Origin of the sequence: Rhodopseudomonas palustris (assembly GCF_003591005.1) — a bacterium.
Classification (GTDB): domain Bacteria; phylum Pseudomonadota; class Alphaproteobacteria; order Rhizobiales; family Xanthobacteraceae; genus Rhodopseudomonas; species Rhodopseudomonas palustris_K.
This window is the reverse complement of sequence record NZ_QYYD01000029.1, coordinates 1-24786: the sequence shown is the minus strand read 5'-3', so window position 1 is coordinate 24786 and position 24786 is coordinate 1. Positions and strand designations below refer to the sequence as shown.

At 65.9% G+C, this 24786-nt stretch carries 27 protein-coding genes; 1 reads left to right on the top strand and 26 read right to left on the bottom strand.

Going from position 1 to position 24786, the window contains the following annotated elements; translation table 11 throughout:
* Positions 1-107: 107 nt before the first annotated feature.
* The 15 genes from tilS to D4Q52_RS22240 form a co-directional block, all read right to left on the bottom strand.
* Complete coding sequence (gene tilS, locus D4Q52_RS22315) at positions 108-1166, bottom strand: tRNA lysidine(34) synthetase TilS (protein WP_119858806.1); 1059 nt, start codon at positions 1164-1166, stop codon at positions 108-110.
* 50 nt (positions 1167-1216) lie between these two features.
* On the bottom strand, positions 1217-2242 hold the full coding sequence (gene ybgF / locus D4Q52_RS22310) for a tol-pal system protein YbgF (RefSeq protein ID WP_119858775.1): 1026 nt from the start codon (positions 2240-2242) through the stop codon (positions 1217-1219).
* Between the two features lie 176 nt (positions 2243-2418).
* Complete coding sequence (gene pal / locus D4Q52_RS22305; RefSeq protein WP_119858774.1) at positions 2419-2916, bottom strand: peptidoglycan-associated lipoprotein Pal; 498 nt, start codon at positions 2914-2916, stop codon at positions 2419-2421.
* Positions 2917-3229: 313 nt separating this feature from the next.
* Entirely contained in the window at positions 3230-3982 is a 753-nt protein-coding gene (locus D4Q52_RS22300) for an N-acyl amino acid synthase FeeM domain-containing protein (RefSeq protein WP_119858773.1), read from the bottom strand.
* 156 nt (positions 3983-4138) lie between these two features.
* A complete protein-coding gene (locus D4Q52_RS22295; protein ID WP_425328508.1) occupies positions 4139-6469 on the bottom strand; it encodes a putative bifunctional diguanylate cyclase/phosphodiesterase in 2331 nt (776 codons plus the stop codon).
* A 199-nt stretch (positions 6470-6668) separates the two neighbouring features.
* A complete protein-coding gene (tolB, locus tag D4Q52_RS22290; protein WP_119858772.1) occupies positions 6669-8024 on the bottom strand; it encodes a Tol-Pal system beta propeller repeat protein TolB in 1356 nt (451 codons plus the stop codon).
* Positions 8025-8048: 24 nt separating this feature from the next.
* Positions 8049-9029, bottom strand: coding sequence for a protein TolA (locus D4Q52_RS22285; protein ID WP_119858771.1), 981 nt, complete (start codon positions 9027-9029; stop codon positions 8049-8051).
* A 48-nt stretch (positions 9030-9077) separates the two neighbouring features.
* Positions 9078-9545, bottom strand: coding sequence for an ExbD/TolR family protein (locus tag D4Q52_RS22280; RefSeq protein WP_119858770.1), 468 nt, complete (start codon positions 9543-9545; stop codon positions 9078-9080).
* A 34-nt stretch (positions 9546-9579) separates the two neighbouring features.
* A complete protein-coding gene (gene tolQ / locus D4Q52_RS22275; protein WP_119858769.1) occupies positions 9580-10293 on the bottom strand; it encodes a protein TolQ in 714 nt (237 codons plus the stop codon).
* Between the two features lie 273 nt (positions 10294-10566).
* Complete coding sequence (locus tag D4Q52_RS22270; protein ID WP_119858768.1) at positions 10567-11463, bottom strand: sigma-70 family RNA polymerase sigma factor; 897 nt, start codon at positions 11461-11463, stop codon at positions 10567-10569.
* Positions 11447-11908, bottom strand: a complete 462-nt coding sequence (locus D4Q52_RS22265; RefSeq protein ID WP_119858767.1) for a carboxymuconolactone decarboxylase family protein — start codon at positions 11906-11908, stop codon at positions 11447-11449. The genes D4Q52_RS22270 and D4Q52_RS22265 overlap by 17 nt, the downstream gene beginning before the upstream one ends.
* Before the next feature lie 128 nt (positions 11909-12036).
* The gene (locus tag D4Q52_RS22260; protein WP_119858804.1) at positions 12037-12507 is read right to left on the bottom strand and encodes a DUF2852 domain-containing protein; all 471 of its coding nucleotides are present in this window, start codon (positions 12505-12507) and stop codon (positions 12037-12039) included.
* A gap of 143 nt (positions 12508-12650) precedes the next feature.
* On the bottom strand, positions 12651-13355 hold the full coding sequence (locus tag D4Q52_RS22255) for a TetR/AcrR family transcriptional regulator (protein ID WP_119858766.1): 705 nt from the start codon (positions 13353-13355) through the stop codon (positions 12651-12653).
* Between the two features lie 208 nt (positions 13356-13563).
* Positions 13564-13980, bottom strand: a complete 417-nt coding sequence (locus D4Q52_RS22250) for a YciI family protein (protein ID WP_119858765.1) — start codon at positions 13978-13980, stop codon at positions 13564-13566.
* 1073 nt (positions 13981-15053) lie between these two features.
* Positions 15054-15230 carry a DUF2934 domain-containing protein gene (locus D4Q52_RS22240; protein ID WP_119858763.1) on the bottom strand — a complete coding sequence of 59 codons (177 nt, stop codon included), beginning with the start codon at positions 15228-15230 and terminating at the stop codon, positions 15054-15056.
* A gap of 254 nt (positions 15231-15484) precedes the next feature.
* Here D4Q52_RS22240 and D4Q52_RS22235 point away from each other — a divergent pair, with 254 nt between their 5' ends.
* Positions 15485-16273 (top strand): SDR family NAD(P)-dependent oxidoreductase, encoded by a 789-nt coding sequence (locus tag D4Q52_RS22235; protein WP_119858762.1) that lies wholly within the window; start codon positions 15485-15487, stop codon positions 16271-16273.
* A gap of 227 nt (positions 16274-16500) precedes the next feature.
* On the opposite strand, the gene D4Q52_RS22230 is transcribed toward D4Q52_RS22235, so the two are convergent.
* From D4Q52_RS22230 to ruvA, 11 genes are all read right to left on the bottom strand, one after another.
* Positions 16501-17757: an RNA polymerase sigma factor gene (locus tag D4Q52_RS22230; protein WP_119858761.1), complete on the bottom strand. Its 1257-nt coding sequence runs from the start codon at positions 17755-17757 to the stop codon at positions 16501-16503.
* Positions 17754-18125 (bottom strand): YciI family protein, encoded by a 372-nt coding sequence (locus D4Q52_RS22225; RefSeq protein WP_119858760.1) that lies wholly within the window; start codon positions 18123-18125, stop codon positions 17754-17756. The genes D4Q52_RS22230 and D4Q52_RS22225 overlap by 4 nt, the downstream gene beginning before the upstream one ends.
* Positions 18126-18459: 334 nt before the next feature.
* Complete coding sequence (locus tag D4Q52_RS22220) at positions 18460-19035, bottom strand: TetR/AcrR family transcriptional regulator (protein WP_119858759.1); 576 nt, start codon at positions 19033-19035, stop codon at positions 18460-18462.
* 168 nt (positions 19036-19203) lie between these two features.
* Positions 19204-19671, bottom strand: a complete 468-nt coding sequence (locus D4Q52_RS22215; RefSeq protein ID WP_119858803.1) for a DUF1348 family protein — start codon at positions 19669-19671, stop codon at positions 19204-19206.
* 60 nt (positions 19672-19731) lie between these two features.
* Positions 19732-20973: an OpgC domain-containing protein gene (locus tag D4Q52_RS22210; protein WP_119858758.1), complete on the bottom strand. Its 1242-nt coding sequence runs from the start codon at positions 20971-20973 to the stop codon at positions 19732-19734.
* Between the two features lie 204 nt (positions 20974-21177).
* Positions 21178-21579 carry a tol-pal system-associated acyl-CoA thioesterase gene (ybgC, locus tag D4Q52_RS22205; protein ID WP_119858757.1) on the bottom strand — a complete coding sequence of 134 codons (402 nt, stop codon included), beginning with the start codon at positions 21577-21579 and terminating at the stop codon, positions 21178-21180.
* Between the two features lie 58 nt (positions 21580-21637).
* On the bottom strand, positions 21638-21997 hold the full coding sequence (locus D4Q52_RS22200) for a type II toxin-antitoxin system VapC family toxin (RefSeq protein WP_119858756.1): 360 nt from the start codon (positions 21995-21997) through the stop codon (positions 21638-21640).
* On the bottom strand, positions 21997-22203 hold the full coding sequence (locus D4Q52_RS22195; RefSeq protein ID WP_119858755.1) for a type II toxin-antitoxin system VapB family antitoxin: 207 nt from the start codon (positions 22201-22203) through the stop codon (positions 21997-21999). The genes D4Q52_RS22200 and D4Q52_RS22195 overlap by 1 nt, the downstream gene beginning before the upstream one ends.
* 57 nt (positions 22204-22260) lie before the next feature.
* Positions 22261-23304: a Holliday junction branch migration DNA helicase RuvB gene (gene ruvB, locus D4Q52_RS22190; protein WP_119858754.1), complete on the bottom strand. Its 1044-nt coding sequence runs from the start codon at positions 23302-23304 to the stop codon at positions 22261-22263.
* Between the two features lie 192 nt (positions 23305-23496).
* Positions 23497-23922: a cytidine deaminase gene (locus D4Q52_RS22185; protein ID WP_119858753.1), complete on the bottom strand. Its 426-nt coding sequence runs from the start codon at positions 23920-23922 to the stop codon at positions 23497-23499.
* The gene (ruvA, locus tag D4Q52_RS22180) at positions 23919-24536 is read right to left on the bottom strand and encodes a Holliday junction branch migration protein RuvA (RefSeq protein WP_119858752.1); all 618 of its coding nucleotides are present in this window, start codon (positions 24534-24536) and stop codon (positions 23919-23921) included. Before ruvA ends, D4Q52_RS22185 begins: the two co-directional genes overlap by 4 nt.
* Between the last annotated feature and the right edge of the window lie 250 nt (positions 24537-24786).

Below are 24786 nucleotides of genomic sequence, written 5' to 3'. Positions count from 1 at the left end.
GGTGTCACACGGCGCGCTGCCAAGAGAACCCGACGGGACTATTTAGCGCAATATAGCCGGCTGTATGGCTCAAATCCCGGCGAGCAGGGCATGGCTTGCCCAGGTGGTTACCTCGATGTGTCCGGATCAGCTTCGACTTTGCGCCGCCGCGGCGGCGCCGTGGTGATCCGCAGGCGATCCGCCGTCAACGTGATCAGCGCGCCTGCAAGCGTCTGTTTCAGCTTGATTTGCCCGCGCGCGGCGGGGGATTGCGCGGCGCTGTGCAGCGCCTCCGCAAGTGCTTCGACCTTGCCGAGTTCGGGCCGCCGCTCCTGACCGACACGGGCGAGCGCGCGGAGCAGCAGCCGAATCCGGATCTCGGCCGCGAGGCCGCAGAAAGCCTGCATGTTGTAGCCATGAATGGAGTCTCCGCCACTGCGCAGAACGAGATACCGCTCAGCGCCGTCCGCCAGCAGTTCGAGCGCCGCGTCCGCGCGGGCCGCGCGGGCCGCAAATCGGGCGAGGCTGCGCGAATCACATCCTTCGGCGGCCAAAAGCGGCATCAACTCGCGCAGCCGCGGGCGAGTGAAGCGCGGGTCGACATTGCTGGGGTCGGTGGCGAAATCGATCCCCGCCTTGACCAGCGTCGCGACCAGGCGCTGTTTCGAGACGTCGAGCAGCGGTCGCGCCAGCCCCACGCCGTCGCGCATGCTGTCCCTAGCCATCGCCGCCAGTCCGGCGATGCCGCTGCCCCGCGACAGCCGCATCAGCACGGTTTCGGCCTGATCGTCGCGGGTGTGGGCCGTCATGATATGGCTGGCGCCCGACGCTTTGGCGGCGCGGGCCAACAGGCGATAGCGCGCTTCGCGCGCCGCGGCGGGCAGACCCGATGTCGGCTTGTCGCCGGTCCAGCGCAGCGTCCGGTGTGGCAGATCAAGCGATCGCGCCAGCTGTTTGACGAACCGCGCCTCCCGGGCCGCTTCCGGGCGCAAACCGTGATCGACGGTGACGACCGAAAGCGCCGGTCCACGTTTGCGGCTGCTGCGCCAGCGGGCGGCAAGCCACATCAGCGCCAGCGAATCCGGACCGCCGGACACGGCGAGGACGATGCCCGGCGCTGCTTTCCAGTCGGCGAACAGGCGGCTGGCGTCGCGCGCCGACAATGGTCCTTCGTCTGATCCGGACATCAGCAATGTGATCTCCGACGATCGGCTCCGGCGGAGGCCGGAGCTTCAGCTCAGCACTTCAGCTTCTTCTGTTCGGCCTCGACGCCCCGCCTCACGCCGGCCGAAGCTTTCGGATATTTGCGGCCGATCTCGCCCAGCGCGGCGCAGGCGGCTTCCTTTTCCTTCAGCGCCGACAACGACTGGCCGAGCCGCAGCAACGCGTCCGGTGCTTTGCCGGATTTGTCGTATTTGCTGGTCACAGACAGGAAGGCCTCCGCGGCGTCGCGGTACATCTGGCGCTGAAAGAAGCTTTCGCCCAGCCAGTATTGCGCATCGGGAGTCAGCGCATCGTTCGGGTACTTGCTGGTGAAATTACGCATCGTCTCTTCGGCGAGCGCATAGTCGCGGCGCTGCATGTAACCGATGCCGAGATCGAATTCGTCGCGCGGGGTGGCGGACGGCGGCAGCGTCGTCAGGCCGCCGCCAGCTGGAGCGGCTGCTCGCGGCGGCTGCGCGCCGGCATCCGGATAACGGCCGGCCGGATTGTTCGACAGGTCGATCGGCTCGCCGGCGCGGCCCTGCCCCTGCTCCGCCGGGATCGGCAGCTGACCGCCGCCCAGCGCGCGCGGCACGCCTGGCGCTTGCGGATTCTGGTTGGGATCGAACGCGTCGCCGCGGCGCCGACCGGACGGCGCCGGCGCAGCGGGCTGCTCCTGGACGATCGGCGCCTGCGGCTGCTGGCCGTAAGGCTGCTGACCATAGGCGCCCCCCTGCGCAGGCTGACCGTAGCCCGGCGGCTGTTGCTGCGGCTGGCTGTAGACCGGTGGCTGTTGCGCGGGTGGCGGCGCGGCACTGCCGGCTGCGGCCGGAGGCGCGCCGGCGCCGCTCTGCAGGGTCCGCAACTGCTCTTCGAGCCGTCGATTGCGGTATTGGAGCTCCTCGTTCTGACCCGTGAGCGTGCGAAGGCGCTCCTCGAGCTGCTGCACGCGGATTTCAGGGTCGACCTCGCCGCCATATTGCTGGGCCAGCGCGGGAGCAGCGACAGCGAGCGTCGCGAGAACGACGAGGCTGCGCGCAGAAACGAACAATGATGACATAGGGGCCCGACGGTTGAGGATTGCGCGCCAGATTAGTAGCGCCGGATTGATCGCCGGACTACGCCTAAAATGTGACTGCGGTGACGTGCGAAGGTCGCAGGCATCCGAGCCGTGACGCGAGCCGCAAACGAAAACGGCGCCCGAAGGCGCCGCTGACGAATGATTGCGATCCCGGCTCAGGCGCCGGCGTTCAGCACGGTGACGGCGCGGCGGTTCTGCGACCAGCACGAGATGTCGTTGCACACCGCGACCGGGCGCTCCTTGCCGTAGGAGATCGTCCGCATCCGCGAGGGATCGATGCCGCGCGAGGCGAGATAGTTGCGGACCGACTGGGCACGCCGGGCGCCGAGTGCGATGTTGTATTCGCGGGTGCCGCGTTCGTCGGCATGGCCTTCGATGGTGAACGAGTAGCGATTGTAGGTCTGCAGCCACTGCGCCTGCTTTTCCAGCGTCGCGATCGCCTGCGGCGACAGGTCGGTCTGGTCGCTCTCAAAGAACACGCGGTCGCCGACGTTGACGACGAAATCCTGCTGGCTCCCCGGACTGGCCGCGCTGGCCATCGCCCCATCGGCACCCATCCCGGTCTTGTTGTTTGCGCAAGCGCCCATCGACAGGGCCACCGCGAGCACCGCGGCCAACTTCATCCCCTGGAGGATTCGCTTTTGATGTGTCATTCCCGGAGCCTCCACGCTCGCGATATTCGGACTGCCATCCGGTCTACAGGGCGATGGTTAAGCGAACGTTCCGTCAACCTTGATGAGACGTTGCCGGCTCCGATCAAATGCCCCCGATCGGTTGAAAGCAAGCGTGATGGTTAATGGCGTGCAAATATGGCGCCAAGGTGAAGCTGGCCGCGGATATGGCCGCGATCCGGATTTGAAGGATCATCGACGAGCCTGGCCCAGGCGATCCGGCCTGAATAACAAAGCCGCCGAGTTGGCCGGCGGCTTTTTGCAGCGTCGTGCTCGATGGTCGTCCAGCTGGGTCTTAGATGTAGCAATCAGCGGAGTTTGCCGGCGCCATGTGGGGTGCATCCGCGGCGCGCAGCGTCGGCGTATCGGCCGCCCGCCCGAACAACATCCGCCGCTCGAACGCGCTGGAGCGCATGAACGGGAAGCGCGCATAGACCCGCTCTCGGATTTCCCGATAGTCCGCGGCCATCAACCCGACCGGCTTCAGCAGCCCCGGAAACAGCCGCGGCTCGCACAGCGGCTTCTGCAGGAAGACGCGGCGATAGAACGCCTGGTGCTCGGCCCGCACCGTGGCCAGACCGATGTCCGCGTCGAAGTAGCAGCACGCGACGTAGCCGAGCCGCACCGTCACATACGGCAGTTCAGGAATCCGCTGGATCCGGTCAGGGTCGGCAACGAATCGGGTCGGATCGACGATCACCTTCCCGTTCTGCAATTCCGGCCCGAGAACATCCGAAAACACGTCGACAGAGGGCGACGTCGGCATCGCCGGCGTGGCGACGCTGATCCGGATCGATGCCGACAGTACGCCATCGACATGGATCCCGAACACCCAGGAGTTCAGCATGTCGTCGTGGCTGTCGGTGACGCGGCCGTCGGCATTCGGCTCGATCGCCCCTTCGTCGAGATAGGCGCGATAGCGCAGTCGGTAGATCGCTTCCTTTGCCTCGGCGGTGTCGGCCAGGCGATAGTCGATACGGTCGAGCAGCTCGTGCCCCCGAGGGGACGCGACGACCCGAACCTTATGCTCTTGTTGAGCGGAGCTCATTTAATGCACCTCAACTCCGGATAACGACTTCAAGAGGTTAACAAAGTACTAATAGCGGGGCAAAGCGTTCGAACTATTAGGGTTAACCAGGCGCAATATATACTTGGCGGTTGCGGCGGCGCCACGAAATCTAGGCAGGGTTGCGGATTTTTCGGGTCAGGCAATCGACCGGAACGGCAGAACCAGTTTGTCGCCGTCCTTGGGCCGACGCTTGTGCGAGGCGACGAGCAATTGACGGATCCGCGAAGCGGGCACCGGCCGGCTGAACAGATAACCCTGGCCCTCGGTTACCGTCCCGTCCGCACTGATTCGCTCGAGCTGCTCGTTGGTCTCGATCCCCTCCACCACCACGGCCATGCCGAGATCGGCGCTCAACCGCGCGACACCGCGCAACAGCGTGAGCGGGCGGTCGGTGTCGATGCCCTCAAGGAAGGAGCGATCGATCTTGACCTTCTGAAGCGGGAAATTGTGCAGATAGCTCAGGCTCGAATAGCCGGTTCCAAAATCGTCCAGCGAGATCCGGACGCCCTCTGCGTGGAGCTGCTCGAGGGCGTCGTGGGTGAACTGCGTGTTCCGCAGCAGCGACGATTCGGTGATTTCGATCTCGAGTCGGGTCGACGGCAAGCCGGACACTTCAAGCGCGTAGCGCACCTCGTTGAGCACGTCGCGCTGATGGAACTGCTGCGACGAGAAGTTGACGGCCACGCTGACATGCTCGGGCCACATCATGCATTCCATGCACGCCTTGCGCAGGATCCAGCGGCCGAGATCGACGATCAGCCCGATTTCTTCCGCCACCGGAATGATGTCGACCGGCGAAACCGTGCCGCGAACCGGGTGGTTCCAGCGCAGCAGGGCTTCGCAGGTGGTGATCCGGCCGGTTTTGAGATTGACCAGCGGCTGGTAGTAAAGTTCGAACTCCTCGTTGGCAAGCGCCTTGCGGAGATCGAGCTCGAGGATGCGCCGCGCCTCGACGGTGTGGGCCATCTCGTCGCGAAAGAAGCAGAAGGTGCCTCGCCCATCGGCCTTGGCGCGGTACAGGGCCATGTCGGCGTTCTTCAGCAGGATATCGGCGCGCACACCCGGGGTGGTCATGGCGATGCCGATCGATGCCCCGATCTCGACGACGTGGTGATCGATCAGATAGCGATCGCTGAGCCGCTCGACGATCCGGCGCGCCAGCACCGCGGCATCCTCGTTGGAGCGCACGTTCTGCTGGAACACCACGAACTCGTCGCCGCCGAATCGGGCGACGAAATCCTCGGGCCGCAGCATGTCGCGCAACCGGTCGGCGACCGAGCAGAGCAACCGATCGCCGCAGGGATGACCGAGCGTGTCGTTGACCTGCTTGAACTGATCGAGATCGATGAACAGCAGCGCCGACAGCGCCGACCGCTCGGAGGTCTGCGACGCCAGGATCCGTTCGATCTCGTCGCGGAAGTTCACGCGGTTCGGTAGAGCGGTGAGTTCGTCGTAGCGCGCCAGATGCAGGATGCGCGCCTCGGCGTTGCGCCGTTCGGTGATGTCCTCGACCAGCACCACCGTGCCGCCGCCGGCCATCGGCTGGAACGTCCAGGACAGCGAGCGCGGACTGACCTCGTCGCCAACCGTGACGATTTCCCCGGCCAGCGAGTTGTCGATCTCCGACAGGATCAGGCGTCCGCTGGACGCCGAGATCGCTCCGGTGGTGACGCAGGACGCGACGATCTCGGTCGCGCTCGGCGCGCCGTCGGCCAGCGACTCTTTGAGTCTCATCATGTCGGCGAAACGCCGGTTCATCACCGCCAGCTGACCGTCCGCTCGGAACATGCACAGGCCGTGCGGCATGTTGTTGAGCGCGGTGTCGAACTGAGAGGCCAGAGCCGATTCGCGTTCACGGCCGAGCAGGGCCCGTACGAAGATCTGTTGCAGGCTGGTGGTGATATGCTTGACGCCGATGAAGAAGATGACGTTGAGCAGCGCCAGTCCGCAGTAATAGATGTTGCCGTGCCAGGCGAGCGCTGCCGACATCGAACCGCAGGCGAGCAGGATCTGCAAATGGAAGATCCACGGCCGGCCGTAGGTGCGTCCGGCGCCGGCAGCCATGTAGCTGAGGGTGACGCAAACGCAGATCATATGAGCGACGGTGTCATCCGTCGCGATCAGCGCGATCACGCACCAAACGCCCAGCACGCCGGCATAGAGCATCGCGCCGATCTGATAGCGGACTTCCCACGCTTCGACTTCCTTGAAAGTCAGCGTCCCCTTGCGCCGCTGATAGGCGCGCATGTCGAGCGAGCGCAGCGCGCCGGTGGCGATCAGCAGGACGGCGCATACCCACAACAGGTGGTTGCCCGTCTTCAGCGCCGTCATGGTCGCGGCGACGGCCGCGCTCAAGGCACCGGCGAACATCGGCGCTGGATTCTGAAACAGCGAATCCACCAGCGCGGCGTAGATCGACCGCGACATTTCCTGCTCGGTGGTTCGACCGTATTTGGCGAGCTGAATCCGCACTCATTTGCCTCTGTTCGAGGGCACGTTTACTTGTTTTCAATGAACTAATACTGAGGGAAGATCCTTAGCGGAACGTTGTAGTGATTTCGCTGTGGCGCGTTATTCTGCGATTATTTGATTGAAAACGCACAAGCGATCGCAATCCCGCGCCGGAAAGACCGGCGAGGGTCGAGCTCCGTTAAGATCTTGTTAATTACGACAGCAGCGGCGACCAGGCTGGGTCGGAGGCGTAGCCCGGCGTCGGCACTCGCAGCTCGTTGCGGCCTGATACGTCGACCGTGAACAGCGACGGCCCCGCCTTGCCGCCCGGATCGCGGAAGAACATCAGCACCCGGCCGTTCGGCGCAAAGGTCGGCCCCTCGTTGTGAAAGCCGGATGTCAGGATGCGCTCGCCGGAACCGTCCGGCTTCATGATGCCGATCGCGAACTGGCCGCCGCCCATCTTGGTGAAGGCGATGTAATCGCCGCGCGGCGACCACACCGGGGTCGAGTAGCTGCCGTCACCGAACGAGATCCGCTGCGCCTGCCCGCCATTCGCCGGCATCACGTAGATCTGCGGCTTGCCGCCGCGATCGGACTCGAAGCAGATCTTGCTGCCGTCGGGCGCATAAGATGGCGACGTGTCGATCGCCGGCGTATCGGTCAGCCGCGTGGTGGATTTGGAGCGCAGATCCATCACGAACAGATTGGAGTTGCCGCCCTGCTGCAGGCTCATGATGATGCGCTGCCCGTCCGGCGAGAACCGCGGCGCGAACGACATGCCAGGGAAGTTGCCGACGATCTCGCGCTGGCCGGTCTCGATATTGAACAGATAGACGCGCGGATCACCCTGGCCGAACTCCATATAGGTGATTTCCTGGGTCGACGGCGAGAACCGCGGCGTCAGCACCAGGTCGCTGCCACGCGTGAGGTAGCGCACGTTGGCGCCGTCCTGATCCATCAGCGCCAGCCGCTTGACGCGCCGGTCGGCGGGGCCGCTCTCGTCGATGAACACGATGCGGCTGTCGAAGTAGCCCTTCTCGCCGGTGAGACGTTCATAGATCTGGTCGGAGATGATGTGGGCGATGCGGCGCCAGTATTCCGGCGAGGTGAAGTACTGCTGGCCGGCGAGCTGCTGTGCGGTGGCGACATCCCAGAGCCGAAACTCGGCTTTGAGGCGGCCGTCCGATTGCCGCGTCATCCGGCCGGTCACCAGCGCCTGGGCGTTGATACTGCTCCAGCTCTTGAACTGCGGCGGCACGTCAATATTGCTGATCTTCTCCAGATACGCCGCCTGATCGATCGGCGCGAATAAGCCGCTGCGCTTCAGATTATTGGTGATCACCTGCGCGACGCCGTTGGCGACCTCGACGTCCTGCGGCGTGCCGGCGACGAAATTCGGGATCGCAATCGGCAGCGGCGCGACGTCGCCGCCGGTGACGGTGACGCGGGCCTGACCAAACGCGCGACCGGCGCCGGCCGCGACCAGTCCGGTGGCGGCCAGGCCGGACAGCACCTGCCGTCGACCGATAACGAACGGCGCGGCGATCGGCTTACGAAAATCTGACATCGTCTTTTTGCTCTCAGCGCAGAGTTACAGGTCTCTGCTGTCAAAAACGGGGTTGAAATATCGCCATTCCGCAAAGAAGCCGGGTGGCAGCCGGTACGGTGCACATTCGATGATGGCGCGTAGTCCGCTCTCCTGGAACACGCGCTGATACGCACTCGACGGCGACGACAGCGAGGTCGGCATCGTCTCGAGCGTGCCGTCCTGTTTCAGGCGGATGCTGAACTCGGCCTCGACGCGCTGGGCTTCCAGACCGCCATACGGCTTCTTCCAGCAACGCAGCACCTGCTCCTTGAACATCGCGCCCCAGGTCGCGGAATTATCGGCCGACCTGCCCTTGGCGAGGCCCAGCGCGGCATTGGAATTCAGCGTATCGCCGGCGACCGACTGCCGGGTCGGATCGCGCTTGTCGAGCAGCGCCGCGATCTTCGACTGGTCGAACACCCGCTCGGCCTTCTTGGCCGGCTCCGGCGGCTTGGCGGCGGCTTCGGCCTGCGGCTTCGGCGGCGGCGGCTTTTTCTTTTCTTCCTTCTTCAAAGCCTCGGCGATCGGATCGACCTTGGGCTCCGGCTTCTTCTCGGCCTCCTTGGCCTCCTCCTTCGCCGGCTCGGGCTTCTTCTCCGCCTTCTTCGGCTCTTCCTTTTTCGGCTCTTCTTTCACCACCGGCTTCGGCGGATCGGGCTTCTTCTCGACCGGCTTGTCGGGCTTGGGCTGCGGCGTCGGCGCCGTGTCGGTGACCACCGGCGGCTTCTTGTCGTCGATCTTGCCGACGGTGTCGTCGACCGGCTTGACCTCGGCGACCTTCTCGACCAGCGGCTTGGGATTTTCCTTCTTGCCGGTCTTCATCCCGGCCATCACCTTGGCGAGCTGATCTTCCGAGATGGTGTCGACCGCGACGGTCTCCTGCGGTTCGAGTTCGAAGGCCTTCGACGAAAAAGACAGCATGGCCCAGCCGAGCACGAGGACGTGCAACGCCACCGAGGCCGCCAATGTCTTGTCGATCTTCACCTTCAGAATTCCCGCTCCATCCTCAGTGTCGCTGGTCGCCTTCCCCGTTCAGGAGCCCTGCTCCGGCAGAATCACGATGTTCGGCTTGAAGCCGGCGGCCTTGATCTGGCCGAGCAGCTTCATCATGTCGGTGTAGCAGACGTCCTTGTCACCCCTGAGATAGATGACGTTGTCGGTGTCCGAGCGGGTCGCCCGGATCGCCTTGATCTTGGCGTCGAGTTCGGCCGTCGGGACCGCGCTGTCGCCGACATACATCTCGACCTGCGAGTTGCAGGCGCCGCCGGTACGCTTCACCGACAGCGTCAGCGGCGGCGAGTTCGACTGGATCTGCGCGCCGCCCCGGGCGGTCGGCAGGTCGATATCGATCGAAGTGGTGAGCAGCGGCGCCGCGACCATGAAGATGATCAGCAGCACCAGCATCACGTCGACCATCGGGGTGACGTTGATCTCCGCCATCACCGGGCGTTTGCGACTGCCGCGACGTCCGCCGCCGCCCGCAGCGACGTTCATGCCCATGGTCGGATGCTCACCTTGCGCTCACCTGCCCGGATCATGCGCGCTCGTCGATCTGTCGCGACAGGATGGCCGAGAATTCGTCGGCGAAACCTTCCAGCCGTTGGGTCTGGCGGTTCACCTCGGATGTGAACTTGTTATAGAAAATTGTCGCCGGAATGGCGGCGATCAGGCCCACGGCGGTGGCGAACAGCGCCTCGGCGATGCCGGGCGCGACCACGGCCAGCGAGGTATTCTTCGAGGCGGCGATCGACTGGAAGCTCGACATGATGCCCCAGACGGTGCCGAACAGGCCGACGAACGGGCCGGCCGAACCGACCGTCGCCAGCACCAGCAGGCGGCGTTCGAGCCGCTCGACCTCGCGGGCGATCGACACGTTCATCACCTTCTCGATCCGCATCTGCAGCCCGGCGAAGGAGCGCGAATGGCTCTCGAACGAGCGCTTCCACTCCCGCATCGCCGCGACGAAACAGGCCGCCATCGAGTGCGTCGGCTTGGCCGACAGCGTTCGGTACAGATCGTCGATGGATTCACCCGACCAGAACGCCTGTTCGAAGCGATCCATCGCCCGCTTGGTGCGCGAATAGAGCAGCAGCTTGTCGATCGCGATCGCCCACACCCAGACCGAGCAGCCGATCAGGCCGAGCATCACCGACTTGACGATCCAGTGCGCCTGCCAGAACAGCGCAACCAGCGACACGTCGGCGGACACCATCGGCATGGCTGACTGGGCAACGTCGGCCGGGTTCATGATCGATTATCCTCTCACGCAAGGGGCCGGCGGCAACCGGCACCGGCTCGGGTCCGCGCGGCACGCGCCGCAGTCCGGCAAGAGCGCCACCGCCAAATTCTGCGTTGTCAATTGGGAGGGCCCGTCCGAAGCCGGGCCCTGAATCCCCTGCCAACGTGTCAAAACGAGGGCTGAAAGCACATCCTGACGCCCCTAACCAATCGCTAATCAGCGTTAACATGGCGTTACCAGGGCCGGGAAAATGAGCGTGATCGGGCCGTGGCGGAACCGACCTCAGTGCAGCGAAGCCGCTGTCGGCAGGCTCAGGTGGCGCAGCTTGTCAGGATTGCGGACCACATAGATCGCGACAATGCGGTCGTCTTCGATCGCCAGCGCCGTGGTCTGCGGACCATCACGTTCCTGCGAGAGAAATCCCGGCAGTCCGTCGATCCACCGCATGGCCAGCAGCGTCGAGGCGCCGGGCTTCTTGCGCGCGATGCCGGCGAAGAAGCGCGCCACCCGGGCGGCGCCGTGGATCGGATTGAGCGCGGCGAGCCGCTTGCCGCCGCCATCTCCGGTGAACACCACGTCGTCGGCGAGCAGCGCGGTGAGCGCCGCGACGTCGCCGCTGCGCGAGGCCTCGAAGAACGCGCCGGCGATGGCGCGGCCGCGCTCCTCGGACACCGGGAAGCGCGGGCGTGCGGCACGGACATGACTACGCGCCCGCGCCGCGAGCTGGCGGCAGGCGGCAGAATCCCGGTCGAGCGTGCGGGCGATGTCCTCGAAACTGAGGCCGAACACGTCGTGCAGCAGGAAGGCCGCGCGTTCCAACGGTGACAGCCGCTCCAGCGCCAGCATCAAGGTGAGCGTGATATCGTCGCTGTCCTCCTCGGCCATCGGGGCGATCAGCGGTTCCGGCAGCCACGGCCCGACATACGTCTCGCGCCTTATCCGCGCAGATTTCAGCACGTCGAGGCACAGCCGTGTCACTATCTGGGTGAGAAAGCCCCAGGCGTCGCGCACCGCCGCGCGGTCGGTGCGGTGCCAGCGCAAGTAGGCGTCCTGCACCACGTCCTCGGCCTCGGCAACCGAGCCGAGCATTCGATACGCGATGCGGACCAGCCGCGGCCGCAGCGGCGCAAAGCTCGCTGCGGCATCATCAGCCGGCGCCGGCTCAGGACGCCTTGGCATGGGCGGCGACCGGATGGACAAAGCGGAAGCCGATCGCAAGCCGATTCCAGGTGTTGATGGCGCCGATCAGCATCGTCAGATTGGCCTGTTCGGCCGGGCTGAATTGCTGCGCCAGCAATTCGTAGTCCTCATCCGGCGCGTGGGTAGCGGCCACCAGCGTCAGCGCTTCGGTCCAGCCGAGCGCCGCGCGTTCGCGGTCGGTGTAGAGCGGCGATTCGCGCCAGGCATTCAGCAGATACAGCCGCTGCTCGGTTTCGCCATGGGCACGCGCGTCCTTGCTGTGCATGTCGAGGCAGAATGCGCAGCCGTTGATCTGCGACGCGCGCATCTTGACCAGTTCGATCAGGTTCGGCTCGAGGCCGCTATTCTTGATCGCGGTCTCGAGCGCGACCATCGCCTTGTAGGTTTCGGGCGCGGCTGTCGCGGGGTTGAGGCGGGCTTTCATCGTCGTCTCCTGCGGTTGGATCAGGATAGGACGAGACGGCGTCGCCGGGTGTGACATTGCCGCGAGCAAAAGCAAAACCGCCCGCCTGGAAGCCAGGCGGGCGGCGATGTCGGTGAGGATGAGGTCGATCAGCCCTGCGGCGGTGCGTCGTTCGAACCGGCCGGCTTGGTGCGATGCTGCGCCATGAAGGCGTCGAACTCTTCCTTGTCCTTGGCGTGGCGCAGGCGCTCGAGGAAGTCCTTGAACTCGACTTGCTCTTCTTCGAGGCGGCGGAGCGTTTCCATCCGGTACTCGTCGAAGGCGCGGTTGCCGCTCGACGGCGGGCCGAAGCCGAAGCCATGGCGGTCCATGCGCTGGCGCATCCGCTCCATCTTGTACTGCATCCGCTCCATCTTGTTCGAGAAGCGATCACCGCGATCCCAGCAACCCATGTTTCTGCTCCAGAGTGTGTAGAAAAGAAGCGCCAGTCCGATCGGCCACCAGACGATGAAGCCGGCCACCGTCAGCAGGATCCAGCCCGGACTCCAGGATGACCGTGGCGCTGGCTGGTAGCGCGCCTCGGCAGGACCCCATCGATTGTAGTCAGCGGCGTTGGCCATGTGCGTCTCCATTCCCGGCGGCGCCGGTGTGAATGTAAATAACATTTACATAACTAATCCATTCTCTGGTTTTGTCAAGCGAAGCTGGAAAACGGTCGGGGCGACAATTGCGCACGGCGCTCGTCTGAGCTCGTACCAAGGCCTTATGGGGCAGCGCCCCAGGGCCCCGAACGCTTTGGTTCGGCTGGCCTTTCCGGCTTGGCGCCAAGGTCGGCCGGAAACCCGAGGCCGCGCAGATAAATCAGCACGCCGGCTTCGAGCAGTTCTTCGGACGCCATCGGCAGCTTGCGCCTCGCAGCGTCGCCGCGGCCGAACAGCGAGGCGATGCCGTGCGACATCGACCAGATGTGCAGCGCCATCATCAGCGCCGGCGGCCGCGCGACATTGGGCGGCGTCAGCGCGGCGAGGCGCTCGGCAGCGGCGCGAATGACATTGAAGGCGCGCTCCGACGACGCCATCAGCAGCGGATTGGCGTCGACCGGCACGCCGGATTCGAACATCGCCGAGTAGTAGGCCGGCTCGTTGCGGGCGAACGCCAGATAGGCCGGGCCGACCCGCATGAAAGCGGTCAGCGTATCGGGGCGGCCGTCATCCCAGGCCTTGGCGAGCACCTGCTCGAACTGGTCGAAGCCGCGCTGGGCGATGTTCGACAGCAGTTCGTCGCGATCGCGGAAGTGCCGATACGGCGCGGCCGGGCTGACGCCGGCCATGCGGGCGGCGTCCGCGAAGGTGAAGCCGGCCGGGCCCTTCTCGGCGATCAGCCCGAGCGCGGCCTGTAGCAGGGCTTCTTTCAGGTTGCCGTGATGATAGCCGCGCTCGGCGCGGCGCTCTTCCTTGCGCCAGCTCATGTGAAGGGCTTTTACATGAGGCGCTCGCAAAGGTCACGGGCCGATCCCGGCGATGGAAGGCGAGTTCCGACCGGAACTCACTGTCCACCGGCAACAGGTCTGACAACAAAATCTGCGGCAGCCCTGGGGCAGCCCGCGCCAGCAGCGACCCCTGCGACAAACCCAAGGCGGGGACAGCCCGCCCTGTTCGGCGCGGTGCTCGTTATCTTCAGCCCCGTGCCGCCGACTGCATCGCCTCGAAGCCAGCGAGTTCGGCCTGCACCTGCTCGGGGAAGTCGCCGACCTCCTGAACCTGCCGGACCTCGATCACCTCGTTCGGGCCGGCGGGGCAGCGGGTGGCCCAGGCGATTGCCTCCTCTCGCGAAGCGACGTCGATCATCCAGTAGCCGCCGAGCACTTCCTTGACCTCGGCGAACGGCCCGTCGATTACCAGCGGCTTGCCGCCGGCGAAGCTGACCCGCGCCCCCATCGAGGGCGGGTGCAGCCCGTCGCAAGTAATCAGCACCCCGGCCTGCTGCAGCGCCTCGTTGTACTTCATCATCGCAGCGACGGCGTCCGCCTCCGGTATCTCGCCGGGCGCCGCGCTCTCATAGCCCTTTGGAATCATCAGCATCATGAACCGCATCTTCGTCTCCCCTGATGGACCGATGCTTCCAAGACGAACCGCCGAGACCGAGACCGACATCTCGTCCGCAGATAAATGATAGCACAGGCAGCGCACCCCATTTGGGCATAGCCGGCCTCGAACAAGGCGCGAGTGGCAGCGTGCGTCGCAACAAACCGATTGGTCGCTCCACCGCGCGGCAGCGTACCGGAGCCGAACAAATTCCCGCCGCATTGATTGCCGAACGTTCATTCGTCGATGTTCGCAGAGTGGGGACTCTAGGCGAAGAGCGAAGCATCGTTGCGGGGCGTTTCAGCGTAGCACTCTCGATCGATCGGACCGCGCATTGCGGCGGGTGATCCACACGTCGCGCAATGTGGCGGGTGGCCGGGAGCTGCTGCGCCTTCGTCCACGCTGTCTTGGGAGGATGGAATGGACGAAGCTACCAAACTCGCCGCCTCGCGCGCGATGGCCCATCTGTTGGCGGTCGCGTCGCTGATGGTGATCGCCGCGGTGGTGTTTTACGTGCGGTGACGCGCAACAATGTCACGCGGTCAGGGCGAGCAGCGAAGCAATCCAGCTCCGCACGACGGAAACTGGATGGCTTCGCGGAGCCTGTGCCCGGAAGGTGCGGAGCGCCGATCCGGGCGCTCGCATTCACACTTCAGATTGCACCAAATTTTCGGTCGGCCGCTTCCTGATGGGTACCAGATCGTTCATCGCTCGTTGCAAGCGATCGGCCGTCTCCGATGGCAACGAGTCCTCATCCGGAGAGCCTGTCTCAAATTTCGAACGCGGTTCTCAACCCGTTTGAACTCGCCTGATCTGCTCGCGTACTCCGTCATGGCCGGGCCCGGCCATCCGCGCCTCTCGTGGATTTCAATCAGCAAGGCGTGGATGCCCGGCACAAGGCCGGGCATGACGCATGGAAGCGAAAATGCTTTGAAGGACGCGGAAGAGGATGGGGCAATTTGTCTCTCGCGAGATTTGCGCACGAAGCTCTCTGCGTTCTCGCGCCTCGGATGAGGTCGGAGGCGTCGAGCGGCCGCTGACTGATCGCCAGAGGCAACTTGCGATCCAAATGTTGATGTAGCTCAGCTGTTGGTCGTGATGCTCGGGTCGGACTTCAGCTCCTGATAAGTCTCCTGCTCGCCACGGACTTCCTTTTCGGCTTCCAACCAGAATTCCTCGCTGCGGCCCTCGGGGTAGCCGGCGAGCTCCCACTTTTCGCGGGCGCGGTGACGGATACGCTGCGTCAGTTCGTCGTCCATGGATGACCTCCGGTCGGTACGCGGTTGTCTCGCGCGTCGGGCGTTGTATCTCGGATTCATGTAAGCCAGATGGCAGCGACTGGTTCCTGACCGGGACCGTGCGACAGTTGGCCCCCAGACTGCTGCCGCCCGCTGCCGCCACGACAGGAAATTCTCCGCTGCGCCCGAACAACGCAACCTCGGCTCGCACGGGCTGTGCTAACGCTGGGGCGATCGCAAGATCGCACACTGGGACAGTCACAACAGGACGATTCATGACGACCTCCCCGCCCAAAGTCGCATTGGTCACGGGCGCCGCCCGCGGCATCGGCCTTGCCACCACGCGCCGTTTTCTCCAGGAGGGCTGGCGCGTCGCGCTGCTCGATAACGATGACGACGGACTGCGCGAGGCGATCCGCACCTTGGCGGAGCCGGAGCGGACATTGGCGCTGCATTGCGACGTCGCCGACGCCGCCTCGGACGCCAGCGACATCGCGGCGATCGGCGAGCGGTTCGGTCGGCTCGATGCGGTCGTCAACAACGCCGGCGTCGCGGTGTTCAAGCCGCTGATGGACACGACCCATGCCGAATGGCAGCGGGTGATCGACGTCAATCTGACCGGACCGTTCAAGCTGATCCAGGCGTCGGTGCCGCTGCTGCGCGACTCAGGCGGCGGCACGATCGTGAACGTCACCTCGATCTCGGCGCTACGCGCCTCCACCCTCCGTGCGGCCTACGGCTCCAGCAAGGCCGGGCTCGCGCATCTCACCAAGCAATGCGCGGTCGAACTCGCCGGGCTCGGCATCCGCGTCAACGGCGTCGCGCCCGGTCCGGTGGAGACCGCAATGGCCAAGGCGGTGCATTCGCCCGAGATCCGCGCCGATTACCACGACGCCATTCCGCTCGGCCGCTACGGCCTCGAGACCGAACTCGCCGACGCCATCTACTTCCTGTCGAGCGAACGCTCCGGCTACATCACCGGCCAGATCCTCGCCGTCGACGGCGGCTTCGACGCCGCCGGCATCGGCCTGCCGACGCTGCGTGGGGAACGGCGGAACGGGTAGTCCACTTGATCGCGAGCTCAGTGCTCGGCTCGCCCTCACCCCAGCCCTCTCCCGCACGCGGGAGAGGGAGTGCGCTGTGCACGGGGGAGAGACATTTCATTCTCTCGACCGCTTGCAGTCAGCATCGCCAAAGATGGTGCACGATATCGCCCCGCGACGCGGCGGGCTCCCTCTCCCGCTTGCGGGAGAGGGCTGGGGTGAGGGCGACGCGCACCTTGCGGCCCAATCTAACTAACCGCCTGCTCTCTCGTCAGCCGGTCGAGATGCATCCGAATATGGCTCGCCTCGGCCGGCGTTCGCGCCAGGGCGATGGCGCGGTCGAAGGCGGTGCGGGCTTCGGGGGCACGGCCGAGTTGCAGCAGCAGGGCGCCTTTGGCGCCGAAATAGTGGAAATAGTTGCCGAGGCGGTCTTCCAGCGGCGCGATCATGGCCAACGCGGTTTCGGGGCCGCGGACCTTCGACACCGCGACGGCGCGGTTGAGCGTCACCACGGGCGACGGCTGCAGGATCTCCAGCGAGCCGTAGAGGAGATCGATCTGCGTCCAGTCGGTGTCGGCAAAGCGCGGCGCGCGGGCGTGCAAGGCCGCGATCGCGGCCTGGATCTGGTACACGCCCGTGCGGCGATGGCGCATCGCCTTGTCGATCAGCGCCAGTCCTTCGGCGATCAGTTTCGGATCCCACTTGCCGCGGTCCTGATCCTCCAGCAGCACGATCTCGCCCTGGGCGTCGAACCGCGCGGCGCCGCGGGCGTGTTGCAGCAGCATCAGCGCCGTCAGCCCCATGATCTCGGGCTCGGCCGGAAACAGCCGCAGCAGCAGCCGCGCCAGCCGGATCGCCTCCTCGCACAGCGGCGCCCGCACGCCCGCTGTGTCGCCCGCGGCCGAATAGCCCTCGTTGAAGACGAGATAGATCATCGCCGCCACCGCACCGAGCCGCTCGCTGCGCTCCACCGCGCCCGGGGTCTCGAACGGCACGCCGGCGCGGCCGACCTTCGCCTTCGCCCGGGTGATACGCTGCTCCATCGCGGCGTTTGACACCAGGAAGGCGCGGGCGATCTGCGGCACCGTCAGGCCCGACACGATGCGCAGCGCCAGCGCGATCTGCTGGGTCGGCGGCAGTTCGGGATGGCAGCAGACAAACAGCAGCCGCAGAATATCGTCGCGATAATGCGAGCCGTCGAGCCGGTCGGCGAGTTCGCTCTCGGCGTCGCCGAGATCCGAGATCGCGCGGTCGTCCTCCGGCAACGGCTGTTGTTTCTTGCCGCGGCGCAGATCGTCGATCGCGACGTTGCGGCCGACCATGATCAGCCACGCCGCAGCGTCGCGCGGCGGGCCATTCTGCGGCCAGGCTTTCAGCGCGCGCAGACAGGCGTTCTGAAACGCCTCCTCGGCAGTGTCGAGATCGCGGAAATAGCGCAGCAGCGCGCCGATCGCCTGGGGCCGCGCCGCCGTCAGTGCGGTGTCGATCCAGGCGAGATCGGTCATGGCTGCACGGCGCCCGGCATGAAGGTGCCGATCGGACGGATCTCATAGGCGCCGCCCGGATTGGCGCGGCCAAGATCGCGCGCGACCTCGAGCGCGCCGTCGAGATCGGCGCAGTCGACGACGTAAAAGCCGAGCAGCTGCTCCTTGGTCTCGGCGAACGGCCCGTCGATCACCAGCGGCGGCTCGGAATCCTTGCGCAGCGTCGTTGCCGCCGTGGTCGGCAAGAGCCGCGCCACCGGGCCGAGCCGGCCCTGCTCGGCGAGCTTGCCGTGCACCACCTTGAGCCGCTCCATCACGGCCGCGTCCTCCTCGCGGCTCCAGGAGCCGACGAAGTCTTCGTCGTGATAGCAAAGGATGGCGTAGAGCATGCGTGCGGTTCTCCCTATGTGCAAGACGAACGACGTCGCCGTTGTCCGACAGCATGGCGGAGAACTTTGCGCCGGCCAAGGCGGGCATCCCGGTTCCGCTGAGCGGGCGCTGCGCCGCGCGCTGGCGAGAGGCCGGTGTCGCGCGTTGAACCGGCCCAAGGTCGCAGCGCGCCCCCTCTCCCGCTTGCGGGAGAGGGTGGGGGTGAGGGCGCCCCAGGCACTGACTCAGCTAATCGCGGAGAGGCCGCAGCCCTCACCCGCCGCGCTTCGCGCGTCGACCTCTCCCGCAAGCGGGAGAGGTGCGCTGTGCGCGGGGAGAGGCAATCGGAATAGCCTACGCCAGCAGCCGCGCCTTCAGCTCCGCCAGCGCACGGCTGAACACTTTGGCGTCGTCGCGGGCGCGGGCCAGGACCAGGGCGCCCTGGATCGACAGCACGGCATCTTCGGCGCGGCGGCGGGCCGTGGCGGACGACAGGCCGCAGCGGCGCAGCGCGGCGGCGAGCGCGTCCTGCCAGCGGGCAAAGTAATCGTTGACCGGCGCGACAAACTCGTCGCGGGCGTGGCCGAGCGCGAGCACGCCCACCAGGCAGACGCGGGCGCCGGAGCGGAAGTAAGCATCGACGCCGCTCAGCATGGCTTCAATCGCAGCTTGCGGGTCGGCCGGATCGCGGAGCGGCGCGAAGATGTTGGTATCGAACCAGCCGTCGATCTCGGCCAGCACTTGCTCGGCCATCTGCTTCTTGCCGCCCGGGAAGTAGTGATACAGGCTGCCTTTGCCGAGTCCGGTGGCCTCACTGATCAGCGCCAGCGACGCGCCCTCATAGCCATGCGCCCGAAACACCTCGCCGAGCAGCGGCAACAGCGCGGCGCGGTCGGTGGGTGGCTTCGCGGCGGGGCGCGGCGTTTTCACGGGACTGTCTCTTCATCTCCGCAAACGCCCTCTCCCGTCATGCCCGGGCTTGTCCCGGCCGTCCACGCCTTTGCCCCGTCGAAGGCCGTAAGGCGTGGATGGCCGGGACAAGCCCGGGCATGACGGAGGTGGTTTATCGTGGCTGCTATTATCAATTCAGCGCTCTGCTCAAAACGGCTCCGCCGCCAGCCCCGGCACATCGGCCGGCCGTGGGCCTGGGGCGGGCCAGTGGAAGCGGCGGTCGCTCTCGTTGATCGCGACGTCGTTAATGCTGGCTTCGCGGCGGCGCATCAGGCCGGCGTCGTCGAACTCCCATTGCTCGTTGCCGTAGGAGCGATGCCATTGGGCGGCGTCGTCGTGCCATTCGTACTGGAAGCGGACCGCGATGAAGTTGCGGTCGAACGCCCACAGGTCCTTGATCAGCCGGTACTCGTGCTCGCGCTGCCATTTGCGCGTGAGGAATTCGACGATGGCGTCGCGGCCCTGGAAGAACTCCGAACGATTGCGCCAGCGGCTGTCCGGCGTGTAGGCGAGCGACACCTTGACCGGATCGCGTGAATTCCAGGCGTCCTCGGCCATCCGCGCCTTCTGGGCGGCGGTTTCGCGGGTGAACGGCGGCAGCGGCGGGCGTGACATCTCGGCTTCTCCTGCGGCGATGCCGCGGAGATTGTACCGATCGGTACAATCCGTCAAGCGCTAGACCGACGCCTTGACGATCTCCGCCTGCTCGGGATTGGACGGCCGCGCCGCCGCGGCCGGCTGATCCTCGACCGGCATCGTGACCGGCACGGTGAACAGCGTCGGCAGGCTGCGATACCAGGTGGCGATCCAGGCGACGCCGATCATCAGGCCGATGCCGGCGAGGCTGACGGCGATCTGCATCGCGATGCCACCCGACACCTGACGCAGGATCCAGTGCGCGGTGAACGACAGCAGCACGCCGAAGCAGAACACCGGCAGCGAGCGCTGGCCGCACAGGATGATCGGATGCAGCGCGCGCGAGCGAAGCGCCGGCAGATCCGGCGGCAGCAACTTCACCACGATGGTCAAGAGCGCCAGGAAGTGGATCAGCCGCAGCGGTGACAGGCTGGTCTTGTCGATCGGATAGATGATCTTGCCGACCGCATCCGGCACCAGGCCCCACAGTGCTTCGAAATTCCACGACATCGCGATCACGAACGCCACTGCCACGATGATCCAGGAGAGTGTCTGGTTCGGCCACGACTTCACCCACGGCCGGATCTGCGGGCCGTGACCGAAGCCGCACCAGATGCCGAACACGAACAGGAACTGCCAGGCGAACGGGTTGAAGTACCAATGGCCGTCGGGGAACGACGGCAGATTCCAGCCGAGCGTGCGCGACACGAGGTAGAGCAGGCCGGACAGCACCAGCGTGGTGGTCGGCCGCCGCAGCAGGCCCCACAGGATCAGCGGCGCGACCACCACGAACACGATGTACAGCGGCAGCACGTCGAGATTGACCGGCTTGTACTTCAAGAGCAGCGCCTGCTGGATCATCACGTCGGGATTTTCGAGAAACTGCGCGACGTTGAACTCGTCCTTGTACATCGGATTGTCGAAGCGCCGCGCGGCGCGGGCAATCTGCGCGGTGAAGAACAGGAACAGGAAGACGTGGGCGACGTAGAGCTGCGCCGCCCGCGTCCACAGCCGCTTGATCGCCGCCACCATCTCGCCGGAGCGGATCGCCGGGCCGTAGGCGAAGCCGATCGAATAGCCGGAGATGTAGACGAAGAACTCGGCGGCGTCGGCGAAGCCGTAATTGCGCAGCGTCAGCCAACTCATCACGTTGTAGGGGATGTGATCGAGGAAGATCATCCACTGGCCGAGCCCGCGGAGGAAATCGAGCCGGAGATCGCGCTCGCGCGGGCCGAGAATTTCGACGCGCGGCGTCTCGTTGCCGTGCTGTGCATCCGCCATGTCGCATCCCCTGCCCGAATCAGTCGTTGCGCCGCGCAATCTAACTGACGCGGAGCCGACCGCTGCTTGCGTTGATGCGCAGCGGCATGCACGAGGCGCGGTTCCACGGCTCGGTCGCTGTACGCCGGCATCGGCGCGACGCATCGCCGGGACTGCCGCCCGCGTGCGGCACAGTCTAGCGCCGGAGCGTGACCGCGCCCAGCCTCAGGCGACGTCGGCTTTCATGGCGACCCGCAGCGGTAACGGGATCGGTCGGGCGCGACCGCCGGAGACGAACGCAACCTTCACCTTCGCTTCGATCAGCACGTCGTCCTGCCGCTTGACCTGCTGATGCATCGTGATCGACGCGCCGCGCACCTCGATCGGCCGGGTGATCACCTCAAGCAGATCATCCATTTTGGCTGGCTTGAGGAAATCGAGCTGCATCGCCCGCACCACGAAGGCAAACCCCGGCGTCTCGCTATCCGCCTCGGCGAACAGCTCGCTCTGCGCCGCCCCGAGCAGCCGCAGATAATTGGTCCGCCCGCGCTCCATGAAGCGCAGATAGTTGGCGTGATAGACGATGCCAGAAAAATCGGTATCTTCGTAGTAGACCCGGATGTGCATATGATGGGCGCTATCGCGGATGGCGCCGTCGAGGGGGTGGGACAACTCGTCACTCCACTTAGGCGGAGATCGATAGTCGATCGGCCACCGCTTTCAATCTTTTGTCGCGAGTCCACAGCCGCGACTCAGGCGTCAGCAGCGTCGATGCAACAAGATGCGCATCCACATAGCCGATTCCCGAACCGCCCAGCTCAGCGCGCGAGATCAATCGCAAGACCTCGTCAGGCACTGCAATCGTCGCTTGCGGAAGGTCGGACAATTCCGATGCAACCGATTCAAAAACGACTTTATGACCCAACGCTAACTCGCCCACAACGAACGCGTGAATCAGTACCTCGTCCCGCTCAAGAGCAGCGCTGAGCTCCGCATCTCCCTTGCGGAAATGGTCGATCCAAATCGATGTGTCGACCAGAAGCATCAGTCGTTGGTAAATTTGGGCGGGCGGCGGCGCGGAGGCGCCTTGGCATCGGGCATTGACCCGCCCATGCGCGCAAGCCGTCTCGCTGCTTCACGTTCGACATAGGCCTGCAGCGCAGTCCTGATCACCGCCGATTTTTCGTCGAGGCCGGCGAACTTCTGAGCCTTGGCGAACAACTCGTCATCTATGGCAACCGTCGTTCTCATGACGCACCTCCATCGGCATGGAAGATAACATCACATGATGCTATCTTCCATGCCGACTTATGCCTCCTCCTCCCCGCCGAATAGCCCGAACTGCGCCGGGTCGCGCGACGGGGCGGCGAGGCCGAGGTGGCGGAAGGCGTGGTCGGTGAGCAGGCGGCCGCGCGGGGTGCGCTGCAAATAGCCGCACTGGATCAGATACGGCTCGATGATGTCCTCGATGGCGTCGCGCGGCTCGGACAGCGCCGCCGCCATGGTCTCGACGCCGACCGGACCGCCGCCGTAGTTCAGCGCGATGGTCGACAGATAGCGCCGATCCATCGCGTCGAGCCCGGCGCTGTCGACTTCGAGCGCGCCGAGCGCGTGGTCCGCGATGGCGCGGTCGATCGCTTCGGCATCGGCCGCCGAGGCGAAATCGCGGACGCGGCGCAGCAGCCGGCCGGCGATGCGCGGCGTGCCGCGGGCGCGGCGGGCGATCTCGTTGGCGCCGTCGTTGGTGATCGGCGTGCCGAGCACGCGGGCGCCGCGGCGCACGATGCTTTCCAGCTCGTCGATGGTGTAGAAATTCAGCCGCACCGGAATGCCGAAGCGATCGCGCAGCGGATTGGTGAGAAGCCCGGCGCGCGTGGTGGCGCCGACCAGGGTGAACTTCGACAGATCGATCTTCACCGAGCGCGCCGCCGGGCCCTCGCCGATGATCAGATCGAGCTGAAAATCCTCCATCGCCGGATACAGCACCTCCTCGACCGACGGGCTGAGGCGATGGATCTCGTCGATGAACAGCACGTCGCGTTCTTCGAGATTGGTCAGCAGCGCGGCGAGATCGCCGGCCTTGGCGATCACCGGACCGGACGTCGCGCGAAACCCGACGCCGAGTTCGCGCGCGACGATCTGCGCCAGCGTGGTCTTGCCGAGGCCGGGCGGGCCGACGAACAGCACGTGGTCGAGCGCCTCTTTGCGCTTGCGGGCGGCGTCGATGAACACCTGCAGATTGGCGCGCGCCTGCTGCTGGCCGACGAACTCGGACAAATTCTGCGGCCGCAACGCCGCATCGCCCAGATCATCGCCGCGGCGCTCGGGGGTGACGAGGCGGGGGTCAGTCATGGGCAGAGTGTACCATGGCGCGGCGCCTCTTCTCCCCTCCCCCTTGCGGGGAGGAAGCCTGCCCCGGACTTGATCCGGGGTCGGGGGTGGGGGGCCGCGGGCACGGTGCCCGTGTCGCCCTCACCCCAACCCTCTCCCGCAAGCGGGAGAGGGAGCGCGCTGTGCAAGGGAAGACGACTTCGGCCAACGCGCTCACAACGTCCGCTCCCGGCTATACTTGTTCGGCAGCAGCTCGCTGATCCCTACCGCCTCGACGCCGTCCGGGCCGGGCACCAGAACGCGGGCGTTGCGGTCGTAGTCCCAGATCAGTTCGCGGCAGGCGCCGCAGGGGGAGACGACGCGGACGTCGCGGTCGGTGTCGTGCGGCTTGGGATGGCGGACCGCCACGATGGTGTCTATGCCGGCCTCGCCGAGTTCGGTGATCACTTGCCCGAGAGCGACCGCTTCGGCACACACCGCCATCCGGCCGAGATACGCGTCGAGATTGACCGCGACGTAGCGCTGGCCGGTGCGGGTCAAGAGCGCGGCGCCGACTTCCTGCCAGTCGTTGCGGTAGCGCTTGGTAATCGTCTCGATCGCGGCGGCGATCAGCGCCTGGTCGGTTTCGGTCAGACTCACTTCGACAGTTCCTTCAGGCCGAGCTTGATCAGTTGCGCGGTCGCGGCGTCCTCGCCGGCGGCGCGCGAGGCCGCGGCGACGGCGGCGGCCGCCTGCGGCTGGCCATAGCCGAGATTGACCAGCGCCGAGATCGCGTCGGCGACGGCACGCGGCGCGGTGTTATCGTCGATCGCGCCGGACAGATGCACCACAGCCGGATCGACGTTGGTCAGCGCCGGCACCTTGTCCTTCAGCTCGGTGACGATGCGCTCGGCGACCTTCGGACCGACGCCGGGGGTGCGCGCCACCGCCGCCTTGTCGCGCAGCGCGATGGCATTGGCGAGGTCGTGCGGCGGCAAAGTTGAGAGCACCGCCAGCGCCACCTTGGCGCCGACGCTCTGCACCGTCTGCAACAGCCGGAACCACTCGCGCTCGGTATCGGTGCGGAAGCCGAACAGCTTGATCTGATCTTCGCGGACGTAAGTTTCGATCGATAGCGTTGCGGCCTCGCCTGGCGACGGCAGCGCCTGCAGCGTGCGGCTGGCGCAATGCACCTGATAGCCGACGCCGTGGACATCGAGCACCACGTAGTCCTCGCCATAGGAGTCGATGACGCCTTTGAGTTTGCCGATCATGCGCGGGCTCCAGAGGCCCGCACTCGCTCAAAGCGCGGCGCCCGTTCTCCCCTCCCCCTTGCGGGGAGGGGTCGGGGGTGGGGGTCCCCAGGCACTGTGCCCGCGTGGGGGGGCCCCCCCCCCCCCCCCCCCCGCCCGGGGGGGGGGGGGGGGGGGGGGGGGGGGGGCCCCCCCCGCGACGGGACACTATCCTCGTGGCACCCTCACCCCAGCCGTCTCCCGCAAGTGCGAGAGGGAGCGCGCACGTCCA